Here is a 15,594-nt window from a genome sequence, read left to right on the forward strand (position 1 = left end):
TGTCGGGCCCCCTCCGCCGTCGTCCCCGCGCTATGCCGGGACGCGTTCGCCGCCCAGTTCGACCGCGGCGCACCGCCAGCGCAGATCGGCGCCCTGCTCCAGGCGGAAGGCCATGGCGCGCACCTGCTCGCCCGCCGCGATGCAGGCGGCCGCCTCGACGATCCCGTGGGCCGGCGGGGCCGCGCGGCAGGACCGTACGACGGGACGGGTGCCGCGGGTGCGGAACGGGGCGCGCGGGGCGAGCCGCACCAGCTGCTCGTAGGCGTCCCCGACGGTCAGGCCCAGCATCCAGTGCACCGGGCGCTCGCCGCTGAGCACCGCGAGGAGCTTCTGCGCGAACAGCGCGTGCGGAGTCAGTCGCTCCGGGCGCCGGGTTCCGGTGCTGCCGGGCCTGCGCTGGTCGCCGCGTCCCGTCGGCCCGGTCGTGGTCCTGCTCATGGCTGCCGCCCCCTTCGATACCAGTGGGTAACTTCTGTTGGGGATCTTGTACGGGGGCGGCGCGAGCGGCCGCAAGGACCGACCCGGGGTGCGGCGGGGCTCCACAGATTCACCTATCCGGGTGAGTGGGTTAGCTGTCTTCCCAGGTGGGGGCTGGTGCGGCAGGCTCCGGCGGTCAGCGGAGCCGAGGCGGTACCGGCAGCTCGAAGGGGGACTCCCGCGCGTATCCTGAACCCGTCTCACGACCGGATGGGACGACGAGAAGAGAGCGGTCTGTCATGCGCGTCTACGTACCCCTGACCATCTCCGGTCTCGCGACGGCACACGGCGCGGGGGAGCTCGGCCCCGGCCCGCTCACCGCCTACGCCGTCACCCCCGGCCTGCGCGAGTGGTACGTCTCCGACGACATCGAGGAGCTGGAGTACGCGGCGCTCAGCCGGGCCGCGGCCGCCTCGCTGCGGCTGCTCGCCGGAGCGCCCGGCACGGCCAGGCGCCGCGTCGTGATCGCTGTGGACGTGCCGGACAACACGGTGTCCGCCGACCCCGACAGCGCCCTGGACGCCGGCTCGCTCGGCGAGGTCCGGATCGCCTCACCCGTGGCGCTCGCCAAGGCGGCCGCCGTACACGTGGACGCCGAGGACGCGGTGGCCGATGTGGCGGCCGCGGCGGACGCGCTCGGCGCCGCCGACCACGGCGACGACGACGCCCAGTTCACCGTGGACGGCGCCGAGGACCACGAACTGCTCTGGTTCGGGGTGCAGGAGATCCCCAACCTGATCGCCTGATCTCCCGCCCAACGTGCCCTGATCTGCGGATACGGCCGCTCGTGGTCGATTGTCAGCGGGGGTGGGTACCGTTTTGGCATGGGGAACGGCAGGCAGGACACGGGGAAGCGACCGGCCCATCTCGTCTGGGACTGGAACGGCACGCTGCTCGACGACAACGTGGCGATCATCGAGGCGACCAACGCCGCGTTCGCGGAGCTCGGCCTCGAGCCGATCACACTGGAGCGCTACCGCGACCTGTACTGCGTGCCGATACCCCGGTTCTACCAGCGCCTGATCGGGCGGCTGCCCACGGACGCCGAGTGGCTGGTCATGGACGCGGCCTTCCACCAGCAGTACTGGGCGAGGGCGGATGCCTGCGGGCTCACCGAGGGCGCGGCCGAGCTCCTCGCGGCACGCCGGGCGGCCGGGCTCAGCCAGTCGCTGCTCTCCATGGCGCCGCACGAACACCTGGTGCCGATCGTGCGGCGGCACGGGATCACCGGCCATTTCGTACGGGTCGACGGGCGCACCGGGCCCTCGCACGGCAGCAAGGCGGAGCACATGGTGCGCCACCTGACCGCGCTGCGGGCGGCGGACCCCGAGATATCCGGCGAGCGCACCGTGGTGATCGGGGACGCGGTCGACGACGCGGTGGCCGCGGCGGCCGTGGGCGCGAAGGCGGTGCTCTACACCGGCGGCTCCCACAGCCGGGCCAGCCTCGCCGCGGCGGGGGTGCCGGTCGTCGACTCCCTCGCCGAGGCGGTGACCGTCGCGGAGGAACTGGTCGGCTGAGCGGGGTTACGTCACCGGAGCCTTCGCCCGCAGCACCGTCAGGAACTCCCGCATCCAGCGGGAGTGGTCCGGCCAGGCGCGGGCGGAGACCAGGGTGCCGTCCACCACGGTCTCGGCGTCCTGGAACGTCGCGCCCGCCGTCTGCATGTCCAGCTCAAGGGCGGGATAGGCGGTGACCCGGCGCCCGCTCAGGCCGCCGATCGCGGCCGTCAGGAGCGGGCCGTGGCAGATCTGGGCGACCGGCTTGTCGGTGTCGAAGAAGGCCTTCAGGATCTTCCTCAGCTCCGGGTCGTTGCGGAGGTACTCGGGGGCCCGGCCGCCCGGGACCACCAATGCGACGTACTGGCCGGGGTCGACTTCCGAGAAGGCCAGGTCGGCGGGCCAGGTGTAGCCGGGCTTCTCCGTGTACGTGTCGAAGCCGGGCTCGAAGTCGTGGATCACGAACCGCAGCTTCTTGCGGGCCGGGGCCGCGATGTGGACGTCGTACCCCTCCTCGCGCAGACGCTGGTACGGGTAGAGGACTTCCAGGGATTCGGCGGCGTCACCGGTCACGATGAGGATCTTGGCTGCCATGAGTGGCCTCCCTCTCAGGGGCTGGAGCTCAGGTGGCTGGAGGTCGATCGCACCTGCGGATTCCGTACCGTCAACCTGCCCGCGCGGCGCCGGTTTGCCAAGAGGGCTCGTTCTCGCCGCCACGTCGCTGTCCAGAGTGTCAAACTTCGGGCCCATCTTTTGTACACATAAGGCTCATGACGGTTCGGGGGGAAGGGGCGATAGCCTTGACCCGTGATCAGCGCGATATGCCGCGGAGGCACTGACGCCTCTGCCCTGCGCCCGGAGCACCACCGTGCCCGGGCAGTCGCTGATTCCCTCCACCCGGAATCAAGGCGCCAAGCCACAAAATTGGCCGGTAAGCGCCCGGGTATCTCTCATCGCGGCATAGCGTCGACACCGACCGGACACCCCGCGTCGTGGCGTTGCGTCGCTTCTTCCCCCTACGTCACGCAACGGCGCGCGACAGGAGCCAGAGGACATGCAGACCAAGCTGGACGAAGCCAAGGCCGAGCTGCTCGCACGGGCGGCCCGGGTAGCTGAGAACAGCCCGGCCGGGGGGCCCGGAGGCCTGGGGGACACCCCCCGGACCGACCGGGCAGCCACGACCGGGGCCACGAGCGAGGAAGGTCCCGACCAGGGCGTCCTTCTTGGGTACCTCCAGCGCTACTACCTGCACACCGCTCCCGAGGACCTGGCCGACCGCGACCCGGTCGACGTCTTCGGCGCAGCGCTCTCCCACTACCGTCTCGCGGAGAACCGGCCGCAGGGTACGGCGAACGTCCGGGTGCACACCCCGACGGTCGAGGAGAACGGCTGGACCTGCAGCCACTCCGTGGTCGAGGTCGTCACCGACGACATGCCCTTCCTCGTCGACTCGGTCACCAACGAGCTGTCCCGGCAGAGCCGCGGCATCCACGTCGTGATCCACCCGCAGGTCGTCGTCCGCCGCGACCTCACCGGCAAGCTCATCGAGGTCCTCGACACCGGCGCCCAGACCGCCGAGCTGCCGCACGACGCCCTCACCGAGTCGTGGATCCACGTCGAGATCGACCGCGAGACCGACCGCGCCGACCTGAAGCAGATCACCGCCGACCTGCTGCGCGTCCTGTCCGACGTACGGGAAGCCGTCGAGGACTGGGAGAAGATGCGCGACGCCGCGCTGCGCATCGCCGACGAGCTGCCCAAGGAGCCGAAGGCCGGCGACCTGCGCGAGCAGGACGTCGACGAGGCCCGCGAGCTCCTGCGCTGGCTCTCCGACGACCACTTCACCTTCCTCGGCTACCGCGAGTACCAGCTCACCGACGACGACTCGCTGTCCGCCGTCCCCGGCACCGGCCTCGGCATCCTGCGCTCCGACCCGCAGCACGGCGAGGACGACGGCCACCCCGTCTCGCCGTCCTTCAGCCGGCTGCCCGCCGATGCCCGCGCCAAGGCCCGCGAGCACAAGCTCCTCGTGCTGACCAAGGCCAACAGCCGGGCCACCGTGCACCGGCCCTCCTACCTCGACTACGTCGGCGTGAAGAAGTTCGACGAGCAGGGCAACGTCGTCGGCGAGCGCCGCTTCCTCGGCCTGTTCTCCTCGGCCGCCTACACCGAGTCCGTGCGCCGGGTGCCGGTCGTGCGCCGCAAGGTCGAAGAGGTCCTCAAGGGCGCCGGCTTCTCGCCCAACAGCCACGACGGCCGCGACCTGCTCCAGATCATGGAGACCTACCCGCGCGACGAGCTGTTCCAGACCCCCGCCGACCAGCTGCGCTCCATCGTGACCTCCGTCCTGTACCTCCAGGAGCGGCGCCGGCTGCGCCTGTACCTGCGCCAGGACGAATACGGCCGCTACTACTCGGCGCTGATCTACCTGCCGCGCGACCGCTACACCACGGGCGTACGGCTGCGGCTCATCGAGATCCTCAAGGAAGAGCTCGGCGGCACCAGCGTCGACTTCACCGCCTGGAACACCGAGTCGATCCTGTCCCGGCTGCACTTCGTGGTGCGAGTCCCGGCCGGCACCGAGCTGACCGAGCTCACCGACGCCGACTCCGACCGCATCGAGGCCCGCCTCGTCGACGCCGCCCGCTCCTGGGCCGACGGCTTCTCCGACGCCCTGAACGCCGAGTGCGGCGAGGAGCGCGCCGCCGAGCTGCTCCGCCGCTACGGCCACGCGTTCCCCGAGGGATACAAGGCCGACCACTCGCCGCGCGCGGCGGTCGCCGACCTCGTCCACCTGGAACAACTCACCCACGGGCGCAAGGACTTCGCGCTCTCCCTGTACGAGCCGGTCGGCGCGGCCCCCGGCGAGCGCCGCTTCAAGATCTACCGGATCGGTGAGCAGGTCTCGCTGTCCGCGGTCCTTCCGGTGCTCCAGCGCCTGGGCGTCGAGGTCACCGACGAGCGGCCCTACGAGCTGCGCTGCGCGGACCGTACGCACGCCTGGATCTACGACTTCGGCCTGCGCATGCCGAAGAAGATCAACGGCAACGGCGACTACCTCGCGGACGACGCCCGCGAGCGCTTCCAGGAGGCCTTCGCCGCCACCTGGACGGGCGCCGCCGAGAACGACGGCTTCAACTCCCTCGTGCTGCGCGCCGGTCTCAACTGGCGCCAGGCGATGGTGCTGCGCGCCTACGCCAAGTACCTGCGCCAGGCCGGCTCCACGTTCAGCCAGGACTACATGGAGGACACCCTCCGCGACAACGTCCACACCACCCGGCTGCTCGTCTCGCTCTTCGAGGCCCGGCTCTCGCCGGACCGCCAGCGGGCCGGCACCGAGCTCATCGACGGGCTCCTCGAAGAGCTCGACGGCGCGCTCGACCAGGTGGCGAGCCTGGACGAGGACCGCATCCTGCGCTCCTTCCTCACCGTCATCAAGGCCACCCTGCGCACCAACTTCTTCCAGAGCGCAAGCGATGGAAGCGGCAAGAAGGGTCAGGAGACGGCGGACGGTTCGCCACACGCGTACGTCTCGATGAAGTTCGACCCGCAGGCCATCCCCGACCTCCCGGCGCCCCGCCCGGCGTTCGAGATCTGGGTGTACTCGCCGCGCGTCGAGGGCGTCCACCTGCGCTTCGGCAAGGTCGCCCGAGGCGGGCTCCGCTGGTCCGACCGGCGTGAGGACTTCCGCACCGAGATCCTCGGCCTGGTCAAGGCGCAGATGGTGAAGAACACCGTCATCGTGCCGGTCGGCGCCAAGGGCGGATTCGTCGCCAAGCAGCTCCCCGACCCGTCGGTGGACCGCGACGCCTGGCTCGCCGAGGGCATCGCCAGCTACAAGACGTTCATCTCGGCGCTGCTCGACATCACCGACAACCTGGTCGCGGGCGAGGTAGTCCCGCCGGCCGACGTGGTCCGCCACGACGAGGACGACACCTACCTGGTGGTCGCCGCCGACAAGGGCACCGCGACGTTCTCGGACATCGCCAACGACGTGGCGATCAGCTACAACTTCTGGCTCGGCGACGCCTTCGCCTCCGGCGGCTCCGCCGGATACGACCACAAGGGCATGGGCATCACCGCCCGCGGCGCCTGGGAGTCCGTCAAGCGGCACTTCCGCGAGCTCGGCCACGACACCCAGACCGAGGACTTCACGGTCGTCGGCGTCGGCGACATGTCGGGCGACGTGTTCGGCAACGGCATGCTGCTCTCCGAGCACATCCGCCTGGTCGCGGCCTTCGACCACCGGCACATCTTCATCGACCCGAAGCCGGACGCGGCCGTCTCCTACGCCGAGCGCCGCCGCCTGTTCGACCTGCCGCGCTCCAGCTGGGCCGACTACAACAAGGAACTGCTCTCGGCGGGCGGCGGCATCCACCCCCGCACCGCCAAGTCGATCCCGCTGAACGCGCACATCCGCGAGGCCCTCGGCATCGCCCCCGGCGTCACCAAGCTGACGCCGGCCGACCTGATGCAGGCCATCCTCAAGGCCCCGGTCGACCTGCTGTGGAACGGCGGCATCGGTACGTATGTGAAGTCGTCGGCGGAGTCCAACGCGGACGTCGGCGACAAGGCCAACGACGCGATCCGCGTCAACGGCGAGGACCTGCGCGTCAAGGTCGTCGGCGAGGGCGGCAACCTGGGCCTGACCCAGCTCGGCCGGATCGAGTTCGACCGCAAGGGCGGCCCCGAGGGCGAGGGCGGCAAGATCAACACCGACGCCATCGACAACAGCGCGGGCGTGGACACCTCCGACCACGAGGTGAACATCAAGATCCTGCTCAACGCCCTGGTGGCGGACGGCGACATGACCGTCAAGCAGCGCAACAAGATCCTCGCGGCGATGACCGACGAGGTCGGCCAGCTGGTGCTGCGCAACAACTACGCGCAGAACGTGGCGCTGGCCAACGCGGTCGCGCAGTCGCCCTCGCTGCTCCACGCCCACCAGCGCTTCATGCGCCGCCTGGGCCGCGACGGCCACCTGGACCGGGCCCTGGAGTTCCTGCCCAACGACCGCCAGATCCGTGAACTGCTGAACAGCGGCAGGGGGCTCAGCCAGCCCGAGCTCGCCGTGCTGCTCGCGTACACGAAGATCACGGTGGCCGACGAGCTGATCCACACCGGTCTGCCGGACGACCCGCACCTGGCCGGGCTGCTGCACGCCTACTTCCCGCAGCAGCTCCGCGAGAAGTTCACCGAGGCCGTCGACGGGCACGCGCTGCGCCGCGAGATCATCACGACCGTCCTGGTCAACGACACCGTCAACATCGGTGGTTCGACCTTCCTGCACCGGCTCCGCGAGGAGACCGGGGCCTCGCTCGAAGAGATCGTGCGCGCGCACGCCGCGGCCCGCGAGATCTTCGGCGTGAACGGGGTGTGGGACGCCGTCGAGGCGCTCGACAACAAGGTCGCCGCCGGCGTCCAGACCCGCATCCGGCTGCACTCGCGCCGCCTGGTGGAGCGCGGCACCCGCTGGCTGCTCAACAACCGGCCGCAGCCGCTCCAGATCGCCGAGACGATCGAGGACTTCTCGGCCGGCGTGGCCCAGGTCTGGGACTCGCTCGCGAACCTGCTGCGGGGCGCCGACCTGGAGTGGTACCAGGGCATCCTGGACGAGCTGACCGGCGTGGGCGTGCCCGAGGAACTCGCGCGGCGCGTCGCCGGGTTCTCCTCGGTCTTCCCGGCGCTCGACATCGTGGCCATCGCGGCCCGCACCGACAAGGAGCCGCTCCAGGTCGCCGAGGTCTACTACGACCTCGCGGACCGGCTGCGGATCACCCAGCTCCTGGACCGGATCATCGAGCTGCCGCGGGCCGACCGCTGGCAGTCGATGGCGCGCGCGGCCATCCGCGAGGACCTGTTCGCGGCGCACGCCGGGCTGACCCAGGACGTCCTGTCGGCCGGCAACGGCACGACGTCGCCGGAGCAGCGGTTCAAGGCGTGGGAGGAGAAGAACGCGGCGATCCTGGGCCGTGCCCGCACGACCCTGGAGGAGATCCAGTCCTCCGACGCGTTCGACCTGGCGAACCTGTCCGTTGCGATGCGGACCATGCGGACGCTGCTGCGCACGCACAGCTGATTGCTCGGCGGCCCCCCAAAGGGCCGGGGAAGGGGCGTCCACCCTTGTGGTGGGCGCCCCTTCAGCGTTGGGTGGTCGTCGAGGAGGTCACCGTGGACGTCCACAGCCTTCGGCACGAGAGCAGGGCTGCCGCCAGGAGCAAGGTGTTGCGGGCGGCCATGATGCCGGTGCCCAGGGCGGATCCGGCCATGACCTCGTCGTACAGGCAGGGGAAGGCCAGTGCGCTCAACGCGGCTGTGGGGAGCAGGAGTCGGGCCACCGGGCGCTGGGCGGTCTGGCGTGAGGTGAGGCAGGCGGCGGCCAGGCCGAGCAGCCAGATCAGGTACTGGGGGCTGATCACCCGGCTGGTCACGGTGAACAGGAGCACCGCGCACAGCGCCGCGTCGAGCGGCACCGCCACCGTCCAGCGCCGGGCGCGCACCCGCCAGAACAGCAGCCAGCAGAGCGCGAGTCCGGTCAGGGCCAGGCTGAGGGTGGCGAGCGCCGAGACGTACGGGCCGGTGAACTCCATGGCGCCGTACCGGTAGACGACCCGGCCGGGGTGGCCCGTGAGCAGGTGGGCGAGCTGGAGCGCGGTGCCGCCGAGGGACTCGATCTGGAGGCCCCGGCCGCCCTGCTGGCGGGCGAAGTCCAGGGTGTGGTCGAAGGCGAGGGCGAGCACGGCGAGCAGGGCGGCAGCCGAGCCGAGCGCGCCGAGCAGCGCGCGGCGGGCGCCGCGGCCGGGCGGGGCGCCGATCAGGGTGAGCAGCGGCCACACCTTGACCAGGGTGCCGATGCCCGCGAGCGCGCCGCCGAGGCCGGGCCGGCGGCGCAGCGCGAGCAGGGCGCCGACGGCGACCGCGGTGACCTGTACGTCGTAGCGGGCGTACGGGATGTGCAGGAGCAGTGGGAGACCGGCCACCCACAGCCAGGCTCCCGCCACGCTGCCGCCGGGGCGGGCGCCGGCCCGGACCAGTGCGCGGGCGATCAGCGCGTCGCAGCCGACGGTGACGGCGGTGAAGGCCTGGAAGAAGGTGAGGAAGGGGAGGAGAGCGGGGGCGAGCATGATCACCCCCGCACCCGGCGGGTACTGCCAGGTGGGGTCCCCGAACGGGAAGGCGCCCGTGCCGAGCTGCTCGTACCAGCGCCGGTAGAGGACGTACACCTCGCCGGTCACGCCGCCGACGCCGAGCCGGTCGGCGACCAGGAGGTGGAGCATCAGCGCGCGGGTGGCGAGCCAGCTCGCGACGAGGGCCGCGGACCGGGTGCGGCGGCCGAAGGCGCCGGGGTCGGGTGCGGGCGCCGGGGCCGGGATGCGGACCCGGGCGGGCGGCGGGGGCATCTGAGAGGGCGTCATCGCGCGAAGTTTATGCGCGCTTTGTCATGATTCTGCGAGGCGCCGCGAGGGGCAGGGCGTGGAGCGTCGCGACGGCGGAGGACGGCGCCCGGCGGAGTGCGGGGTGCGGAGGCGATGTCGCGCCGGGCGCCGCGCAAAGAGCTGTGCGGGGCGCCCCGGCGGCGCCCCGCACACGTGCCGTGGACCGGCTACTTCTTCTTCGTGAACTGCTCGTACGCCGCGATCACCTCGGCCGTCGGGCCGTCCATCCGCAGCGTGCCCGACTCCAGCCAGAGCGTCCGCTCGCAGGTCTCCCTGATCGAGGCGTTGCTGTGGCTGACCAGGAAGACGGTGCCCGCCTCCTGGCGCAGCTCGTTGATGCGCTCCTGGCTGCGGCGCTGGAACCGGGCGTCACCGGTGGCCAGGGCCTCGTCGATGAGGAGCACGTCGTGGTTCTTGGCGGCCGCGATGGAGAAGCGCAGCCGCGCGCTCATGCCGGAGGAGTACGTGCGCATCGGGAGCGAGATGAAGTCGTCCTTCTCGTTGATCCCGGAGAAGTCGACGATGTCGTCGTAGCGCTCGCGCACCTCCTCGCGCGACATGCCCATGGCGAGTCCGCCGAGGGTGACGTTGCGCTCGCCGGTCAGATCGTTCATCAGCGCCGCGTTCACGCCGAGCAGCGAGGGCTGGCCCTGGGTGTAGATCTTGCCTCGGGCGGTCGGAAGGAGCCCCGCGACCGCCTTGAGCAGGGTCGACTTGCCCGAGCCGTTGGAGCCGATGAGGCCGATCGCCTCGCCGCGCCGGGCTACGAAGGTGACGCCCTTGACGGCGTGCACCTCGCGCATGCCCGGGGTCTCCTTGCGCGAGACGATCCGGTTGAGCGCGGCGGTGGCCCCGCCCCTGCCCTTGGACCCGGTCCCGTTGACCTTGTAGACGACGTGCACGTCGTCGGCGATCACGGTCGGCTCGCCGAGCTCTGCCGGCGCCGCGTCTTCCACGGCCCTGTCCGGCGTCTGGGTCTCAGCCACGTCCGTACTGCTCCTCTGCCTTCCAGAAGTACATGAAGCCCAGGGCCAGCGCGACGACCGCCCAGCCGCCGGCCACCGCCCACACGTGCGGGGGCAGCTTGCTCGCGTGGAAGCTCCGGATCATCGAGAACCGCACCAGGTCGATGTAGACCGCCGCCGGGTTGAGCCCGAGCAGCTGGCCCACCAGGGGGTTCATCTTCTTGAGCTGCGGGCCCAGGTTCCACATCACGCCGGACATGTACATCCAGGTACGCAGGATGAACGGCATCACCTGGGCGATGTCCGGGGTCTTGGCGGTGATCCGGGCCATCACGAGCGACAGGCCCGTGTTGAACATCGACTGCAGGACCAGCGCCGGGACGAGCAGGAGCCACGAGATCCCGGGCAGCTGGCCGAAGCACATGATGATGATCGCGAGCGCGGCCAGCGAGAACAGCAGCTGCTGGAGCTGCTGGAGGGCGAGCGAGACGGGCAGCGAGGCGCGCGGGAAGTGCAGCGCCCGCACCAGGCCGATGTTGCCGGTGATCGCGCGGGTGCCCGCCATGATCGAGTTGGCCGTGAAGGTCCAGATGAACACGCCCGTGACCAGCCACGGGATGTAGTCCGGCGTGCTGCCCTTGTTGCCCATCAGGACGCCGAAGATGAAGTAGTACACCGCCGCGTTCAGGAGCGGCGTCATCAGCTGCCAGATCTGGCCCAGCTTCGCCTCGCTGTACTGCGCGGTCAGCTTGGCGGTGGCGAACGCGGTGATGAAGTGGCGCCGGGCCCACAGCTGCCGCACGTACTCGGGCAGCGAGGGGCGGGCGCCGCTCACCTTCAGGCCGTACTTCTCGGCCAGCTCGGCCGGGCTGAGGGCCTGGTCGCCGGGGTACCGGGCGGACTGCGTCGGGATGAAGGCCGACGCGTCCGATGGTGCTGCGGTCTCGCGCGCAGCTGCGGTCTGGCTCACTACGGTCGCTTTCGCCGGGGGATCCCGGGAGGCTTCCCGGGGCTGGGGATCACTTGCGACGGGACGGACCCGTATCGTCGCTACGGCGAGAGTAGGGCGGGTTTGCGTCGCAACGCAACCGTGTCGTCGCAACGCTATGCTCAAGGCATGACCAAGACGGACCCGGAGACCGCCGCGAACCGCCCGCCGTCACGCCGCGCCCCCGCGGGCGCCGCCGTGCTGCGCGAGGACGTGACGGAGGCCATCCGGGCGGCCGTCTTCGAGGAGCTCGCCGCGGTCGGCTTCGCCCGGATGTCCATCGAGGGCATCGCGCGCCGCGCGGGGGTCGGCAAGACCGCGGTCTACCGCCGGTGGAGGTCGAAGCTGAGCCTGGTCCTCGACCTGGTGTCGGCCTTCGCGGAACAGGGCCTTCCGGTGCCGCACACGGGCTCCCTCTACGGGGACATCCGGGCCCTGCTGGCGGTCGCCTCGCTGGCCCTGCGCCACCCCGTCGCCTCGCAGGTCATCCCCGACCTGCTCGTCGAGTCCGTACGCCACCCGGAGATCGCCGACGCGATCAAGGCTGCGCTGCTCGACGGTCAGCAGGGTGTCGCCGCGGTCGTCGTCCGCGAGGCCGTCGAACGCGGCGAGCTGCCCCCGGGGGCGGACCCCGACCGAGCCCTCGACCTGATCGTGGGCCCTCTGTACTGGCGCCTGGTAGTGGTCAAGGGAGCCCTGCCGAAGGGCTACCTGGACGACCTGGCCAAGTCGGCGGTAGCCGCCCTGAAGGCAACGGGCTAGCGCCTCACGGCCGCAGGCGGTGCGGCCCGCGGCCCGGCCGAACGGGTTCGAGGGGCGCGGGGCTGTGACAGCGTGCGGCTCCGCCGTGTGGGCGCGGAAGCCTCCCACGGCCCGCACCCGAAAGCGAAGTCGCGGAAGCCCCCCGCGCCCCTCACCTCAGCGACTCGCCCCCGCAGGGGCGAACTCCGCCCCCCTGACGCGCTGCGCGGGCAGATTCCGGCCCGTGGGGGCGGGGGCGGACCCGGAGTCCCCCAGGAACACCCGCCGCACGACCCGCTCCGCCGCATGCCCGTCGTCGTACGGGCAGAACCGCGTGCGGAAGGCGGACCGCAGCTGGGCCGAGCGCGAGCCGCGCCAGTGGCCGGTGGTGAAGATGTCGATCAGCTCGTCCTCGTTGCGGGCGACCGCGCCCGGCGGGCAGCTCCGCAGGTCGAAGTAGGTGCCCCGGGCCGCCTCGTACGCCTCGCGGTCGTCGTCGAGGATGACGATCGGCCGGTCGAGAGTGACGAAGTCGAACATCAGGGACGAGTAGTCCGTGACGAGCGCGTCCGAGACCAGGAAGAGCTCCTCGACCGACGGATACCCGGTGACGTCCAGGACGCGCGGCAGCGGGGTCCGGTTCAGCGGCGCCCGGTAGGCGAAGTGGGCGCGGGTCAGCAGGAAGAACTCCGGGCCGAGCGCGCGGCCGAGCCGCTCCAGGTCGAGCGGGAGGTGCTGGCTGCGGCTGTAGTCGCGGTACGTCGGCGCGTACAGGACGACCGTCGACTGCTGCGGAACGCCGAGCAGTTCGCGCAGTGCGGCCACGCCGGCCGGGGTGGCGCGGTGCAGCACGTCGTTGCGCGGGCTGCCGTATTCGAGCGTGGTGTACGAGGCCGGGAAGGCACGCTCGCCGACCAGCGTGGCGTGCCGGTTGGCGGACAGGGCGTAGTCCCACTTGTCGGCGTCGGCGAGCAGGCGGGCGGCGTCGGTGTCGCGCGAGGCCGCCGGACGGTCCGTCAGATCCAGGCCCACCGTCTTGAGCGGGGTGCCGTGGTGGGTCTGGAGCAGGATCTGGCCGCGCCGCTTGACCAGGCGGTGGTCGAACTCGACGTTGCTCACCAGGTACTTGGCCCGCGCGAGGGCCTCGAAGTAGCCGAAGCTCTCGGGGCGCAGGCGCGGGGTGGCCGACGGCACCGTCGCGTCCTGCTCGGGCGCCGTGATCCAGGCGGTCCGCATGCCGGGGACGAGTTCTCGGACCTTCGCCTCGATCGCCGCCGGGTTGCACGCGTAGCCGCGGTTCCCGTACGCGCTGAACACCGCCAGGTCCTCGCGTACGGGCCGACATCGCTGGACCCGGTAGTGCAGCCCCAGCGCGGCCGAGCGCACCGGGCGCACCACCTTCGCGGCGAGCGCCCGGGTGCGGGCACGCAGCGCGCGGATCCCGCGCAGCACGCGGTAGATGCGGTACGTACCGAAGCGGACGCCGGCGTACCGCAGCCCGGCGGCGCCCGGCACGCGGTGGCGGCCGTAGTGGGCGCGGGCCAGGCGGAAGAACTCGGTGCGGGTGCGCGCGGACAGGCCGGGCGCGGTGAGGACCGTGGCGGAGGCGGCCACGAGGTGCTCGGCCATCCGGCGCGCGAGCACCGGGCGCCACCTGTTCAGCTCGGGACGGGAGTCGATGAAGTCGAAGGTGCGGTCGTACTGGGGGAAGAGGTCGAAATAGCGGCCGGACGTGGCGGCCGCGCCGCGCCGCCTGCGGTGGTGCACGCAGACCCGCTCCAGGGTGCTGAGCGAACCCGCCGCGAGGAGCGTCGCGTACGACCAGAAGGTGTCCGTGTGCCGGCCGGGCGCGAAGGTGAGCCCCTCGCGCTCGGTGAACTCCCGCTTGTACGCCTTGTTCCAGGACGGCGACGGCTGCCTCAACAGGTCCGGGCGCTCGTCCAGTGGGAAGGAGACGGGGCCCGACTCGGTGAGGTGTGGCGGCAGGACGTACTCCCTCTCGCCCGACCAGTGCGTATGGGCGTGGCCGAAGACCAGGACGTCGGGGTCGCCGGACGCCTTGAGCCGGTCGGCGATGTCGCGCAGGGCGTGCGGGGCCAGGGTGTCGTCGCCGTCGAGGAACAGCACGTACTCGCCGGTGGCGCGGGCGAGCCCGGCGTTGCGGGCGGGGCCCGGGCCCTGACCGGGGTCGGCCGGGTCCGCGGGCAGGTGCACCGCGACGACCCGGGGATCGCGGGCGGCGACCTCGTCGATGATCTCGCCGCAGGAGTCGGGCGAGCCGGCGTCGACCGCGATCACTTCCAGGTCGAACGCCGGGCTCTCGTCACTCTCGTACGTCTGACTCAGTACCGATTCCAGACAGGCGTGAAGATGGGCCTGGAGCTTGTACGCGGGCACGATGACGCTGAACCGGGGCAACGGAACATCCTGGGGGCGTGAGAGGACACGGGCGGATGGCCCGTGAACGTCCGAAGGAGTGATCCGGTTACGCCGCCGGTGCCGTCCGGCGTAGTCGCGTGATCATGCGCTTGACGTGGTGTCATGCGAGCGCCTGGCCATGATCGTTCGATCGGGTGATCAAGTTCGCTGCACGTACGCTTACTTGACCGCGCCGGCCATCACCCCCGACACGAACTGCCGCTGGAAGGCGAAGAAGACGGCGAGCGGGATGACCATCGAGACGAAGGCGCCCGGCGCGAGCACGTCGATGTTGTTGCCGAACTGGCGGACCTGCTGCTGCAGGGCCACCGTGATCGGCGGGTGCTTGGAGTCCGCGAAGATCAGCGCGACCAGCATGTCGTTCCAGACCCACAGGAACTGGAAGATGCCGAGCGAGGCGATCGCCGGGCCGCCGAGCGGCATCACCACGCGGGTGAAGAGCCGGATCTCGCCCGCGCCGTCGAGGCGGGCCGCCTCGAGGAGCTCCCTCGGGATCTCCGCGAAGAAGTTGCGGAGCAGGAAGATCGCGAAGGGCAGGCCGAAGGCGACGTGGAAGATGATCACGCCGACCGTCGTCTCGAAGATCCCGATCTGCCCGAAGAGCTTGGCGACCGGCACGAGGGCGACCTGCACCGGCACGACGAGCAGGCTCACCACCACCATGAACCACCAGTCGCGGCCCGGGAAGTCCATCCAGGCGAACGCGTAACCGGCGAGCGAGCCGATGACGACGACCAGGACGGTGGCGGGGACGGTGATCGCGACCGTGGAGAGCAGGGAGTTGGTGATCGTGCTGTTGTCCAGCAGGCTCGCGTAGTTGTGGAAGGTGAACCGGGACGGGTCGGTGAATGTCTTCCACCAGCCCGTCGAGGCGATGTCGGAAGGGCTGCGCACCGAGGAGAGCAGCAGTCCGACGGTCGGCATCAGCCAGAAGAGGCCGACCAGGACGAGGAACACGCGCAGCACGCCGCCGCCCGTACGCGACGCGATGCGCGCGGGCAGAGACTGCCGGGCCTTGACGATCCCTTCGACAGCGGTCATCGCCTGGC

11 protein-coding genes are annotated in these 15,594 nt (G+C 71.2%); 4 read left to right on the top strand and 7 right to left on the bottom strand.

What is annotated here, in order from left to right; all coding sequences use genetic code 11:
• Positions 1–30: 30 nt before the first annotated feature.
• A complete protein-coding gene (locus IE206_RS25990; RefSeq protein ID WP_189966087.1) occupies positions 31–438 on the bottom strand; it encodes an Rv3235 family protein in 408 nt (135 codons plus the stop codon).
• 278 nt (positions 439–716) lie between these two features.
• On the opposite strand from IE206_RS25990, the gene IE206_RS25995 reads away from it, so the two are divergent.
• Both IE206_RS25995 and IE206_RS26000 read left to right on the top strand, forming a co-directional pair.
• Positions 717–1,223, top strand: coding sequence for a DUF6912 family protein (locus IE206_RS25995; RefSeq protein ID WP_189966090.1), 507 nt, complete (start codon positions 717–719; stop codon positions 1,221–1,223).
• Between the two features lie 78 nt (positions 1,224–1,301).
• Positions 1,302–1,997 (top strand): HAD family hydrolase, encoded by a 696-nt coding sequence (locus IE206_RS26000; protein ID WP_189966092.1) that lies wholly within the window; start codon positions 1,302–1,304, stop codon positions 1,995–1,997.
• A gap of 6 nt (positions 1,998–2,003) precedes the next feature.
• Here the strand turns inward: IE206_RS26000 and IE206_RS26005 are convergent, their stop codons facing one another.
• On the bottom strand, positions 2,004–2,570 hold the full coding sequence (locus IE206_RS26005; RefSeq protein WP_189966095.1) for a DJ-1/PfpI family protein: 567 nt from the start codon (positions 2,568–2,570) through the stop codon (positions 2,004–2,006).
• 460 nt (positions 2,571–3,030) lie between these two features.
• Here IE206_RS26005 and IE206_RS26010 point away from each other — a divergent pair, with 460 nt between their 5' ends.
• On the top strand, positions 3,031–8,055 hold the full coding sequence (locus tag IE206_RS26010; protein WP_189966097.1) for an NAD-glutamate dehydrogenase: 5,025 nt from the start codon (positions 3,031–3,033) through the stop codon (positions 8,053–8,055).
• Positions 8,056–8,116: 61 nt separating this feature from the next.
• Here IE206_RS26010 and IE206_RS26015 read toward each other — a convergent pair whose 3' ends face one another.
• The 3 genes from IE206_RS26015 to IE206_RS26025 all read right to left on the bottom strand — a co-directional run bounded on the left by IE206_RS26015 (position 8,117) and on the right by IE206_RS26025 (position 11,290).
• Positions 8,117–9,391, bottom strand: coding sequence for a glycosyltransferase 87 family protein (locus tag IE206_RS26015; protein ID WP_226598903.1), 1,275 nt, complete (start codon positions 9,389–9,391; stop codon positions 8,117–8,119).
• Between the two features lie 188 nt (positions 9,392–9,579).
• Positions 9,580–10,368 carry an ABC transporter ATP-binding protein gene (locus IE206_RS26020; RefSeq protein ID WP_226598907.1) on the bottom strand — a complete coding sequence of 263 codons (789 nt, stop codon included), beginning with the start codon at positions 10,366–10,368 and terminating at the stop codon, positions 9,580–9,582.
• Positions 10,369–10,390: 22 nt separating this feature from the next.
• Complete coding sequence (locus IE206_RS26025) at positions 10,391–11,290, bottom strand: ABC transporter permease (RefSeq protein ID WP_189966384.1); 900 nt, start codon at positions 11,288–11,290, stop codon at positions 10,391–10,393.
• 204 nt (positions 11,291–11,494) lie between these two features.
• On the opposite strand from IE206_RS26025, the gene IE206_RS26030 reads away from it, so the two are divergent.
• Positions 11,495–12,127, top strand: a complete 633-nt coding sequence (locus tag IE206_RS26030) for a TetR/AcrR family transcriptional regulator (protein WP_189966102.1) — start codon at positions 11,495–11,497, stop codon at positions 12,125–12,127.
• Positions 12,128–12,283: 156 nt separating this feature from the next.
• Here the strand turns inward: IE206_RS26030 and IE206_RS26035 are convergent, their stop codons facing one another.
• On the bottom strand, positions 12,284–14,524 hold the full coding sequence (locus tag IE206_RS26035; RefSeq protein ID WP_189966104.1) for a bifunctional glycosyltransferase/CDP-glycerol:glycerophosphate glycerophosphotransferase: 2,241 nt from the start codon (positions 14,522–14,524) through the stop codon (positions 12,284–12,286).
• Between the two features lie 180 nt (positions 14,525–14,704).
• The gene (locus IE206_RS26040) at positions 14,705–15,586 is read right to left on the bottom strand and encodes a carbohydrate ABC transporter permease (protein ID WP_189966106.1); all 882 of its coding nucleotides are present in this window, start codon (positions 15,584–15,586) and stop codon (positions 14,705–14,707) included.
• Positions 15,587–15,594 lie beyond the last annotated feature (8 nt).

Origin of the sequence: Streptomyces violascens (assembly GCF_014649955.1) — a bacterium.
Lineage (GTDB): Bacteria > Actinomycetota > Actinomycetes > Streptomycetales > Streptomycetaceae > Streptomyces > Streptomyces violascens.

Excerpts from the sequence above, each read along its gene's own strand:
- IE206_RS26040 (WP_189966106.1), bottom strand. The coding sequence starts at position 15,586 with ATGACCGCTGTCGAAGGGATCGTCAAGGCCCGGCAGTCTCTGCCCGCG.
- IE206_RS26010 (WP_189966097.1), top strand. The coding sequence starts at position 3,031 with ATGCAGACCAAGCTGGACGAAGCCAAGGCCGAGCTGCTCGCACGGGCG.
- IE206_RS26015 (WP_226598903.1), bottom strand. The coding sequence starts at position 9,391 with ATGACGCCCTCTCAGATGCCCCCGCCGCCCGCCCGGGTCCGCATCCCG.
- IE206_RS26030 (WP_189966102.1), top strand. The coding sequence starts at position 11,495 with ATGACCAAGACGGACCCGGAGACCGCCGCGAACCGCCCGCCGTCACGC.
- IE206_RS26005 (WP_189966095.1), bottom strand. The coding sequence starts at position 2,570 with ATGGCAGCCAAGATCCTCATCGTGACCGGTGACGCCGCCGAATCCCTG.
- IE206_RS25990 (WP_189966087.1), bottom strand. The coding sequence starts at position 438 with ATGAGCAGGACCACGACCGGGCCGACGGGACGCGGCGACCAGCGCAGG.
- IE206_RS25995 (WP_189966090.1), top strand. The coding sequence starts at position 717 with ATGCGCGTCTACGTACCCCTGACCATCTCCGGTCTCGCGACGGCACAC.
- IE206_RS26000 (WP_189966092.1), top strand. The coding sequence starts at position 1,302 with ATGGGGAACGGCAGGCAGGACACGGGGAAGCGACCGGCCCATCTCGTC.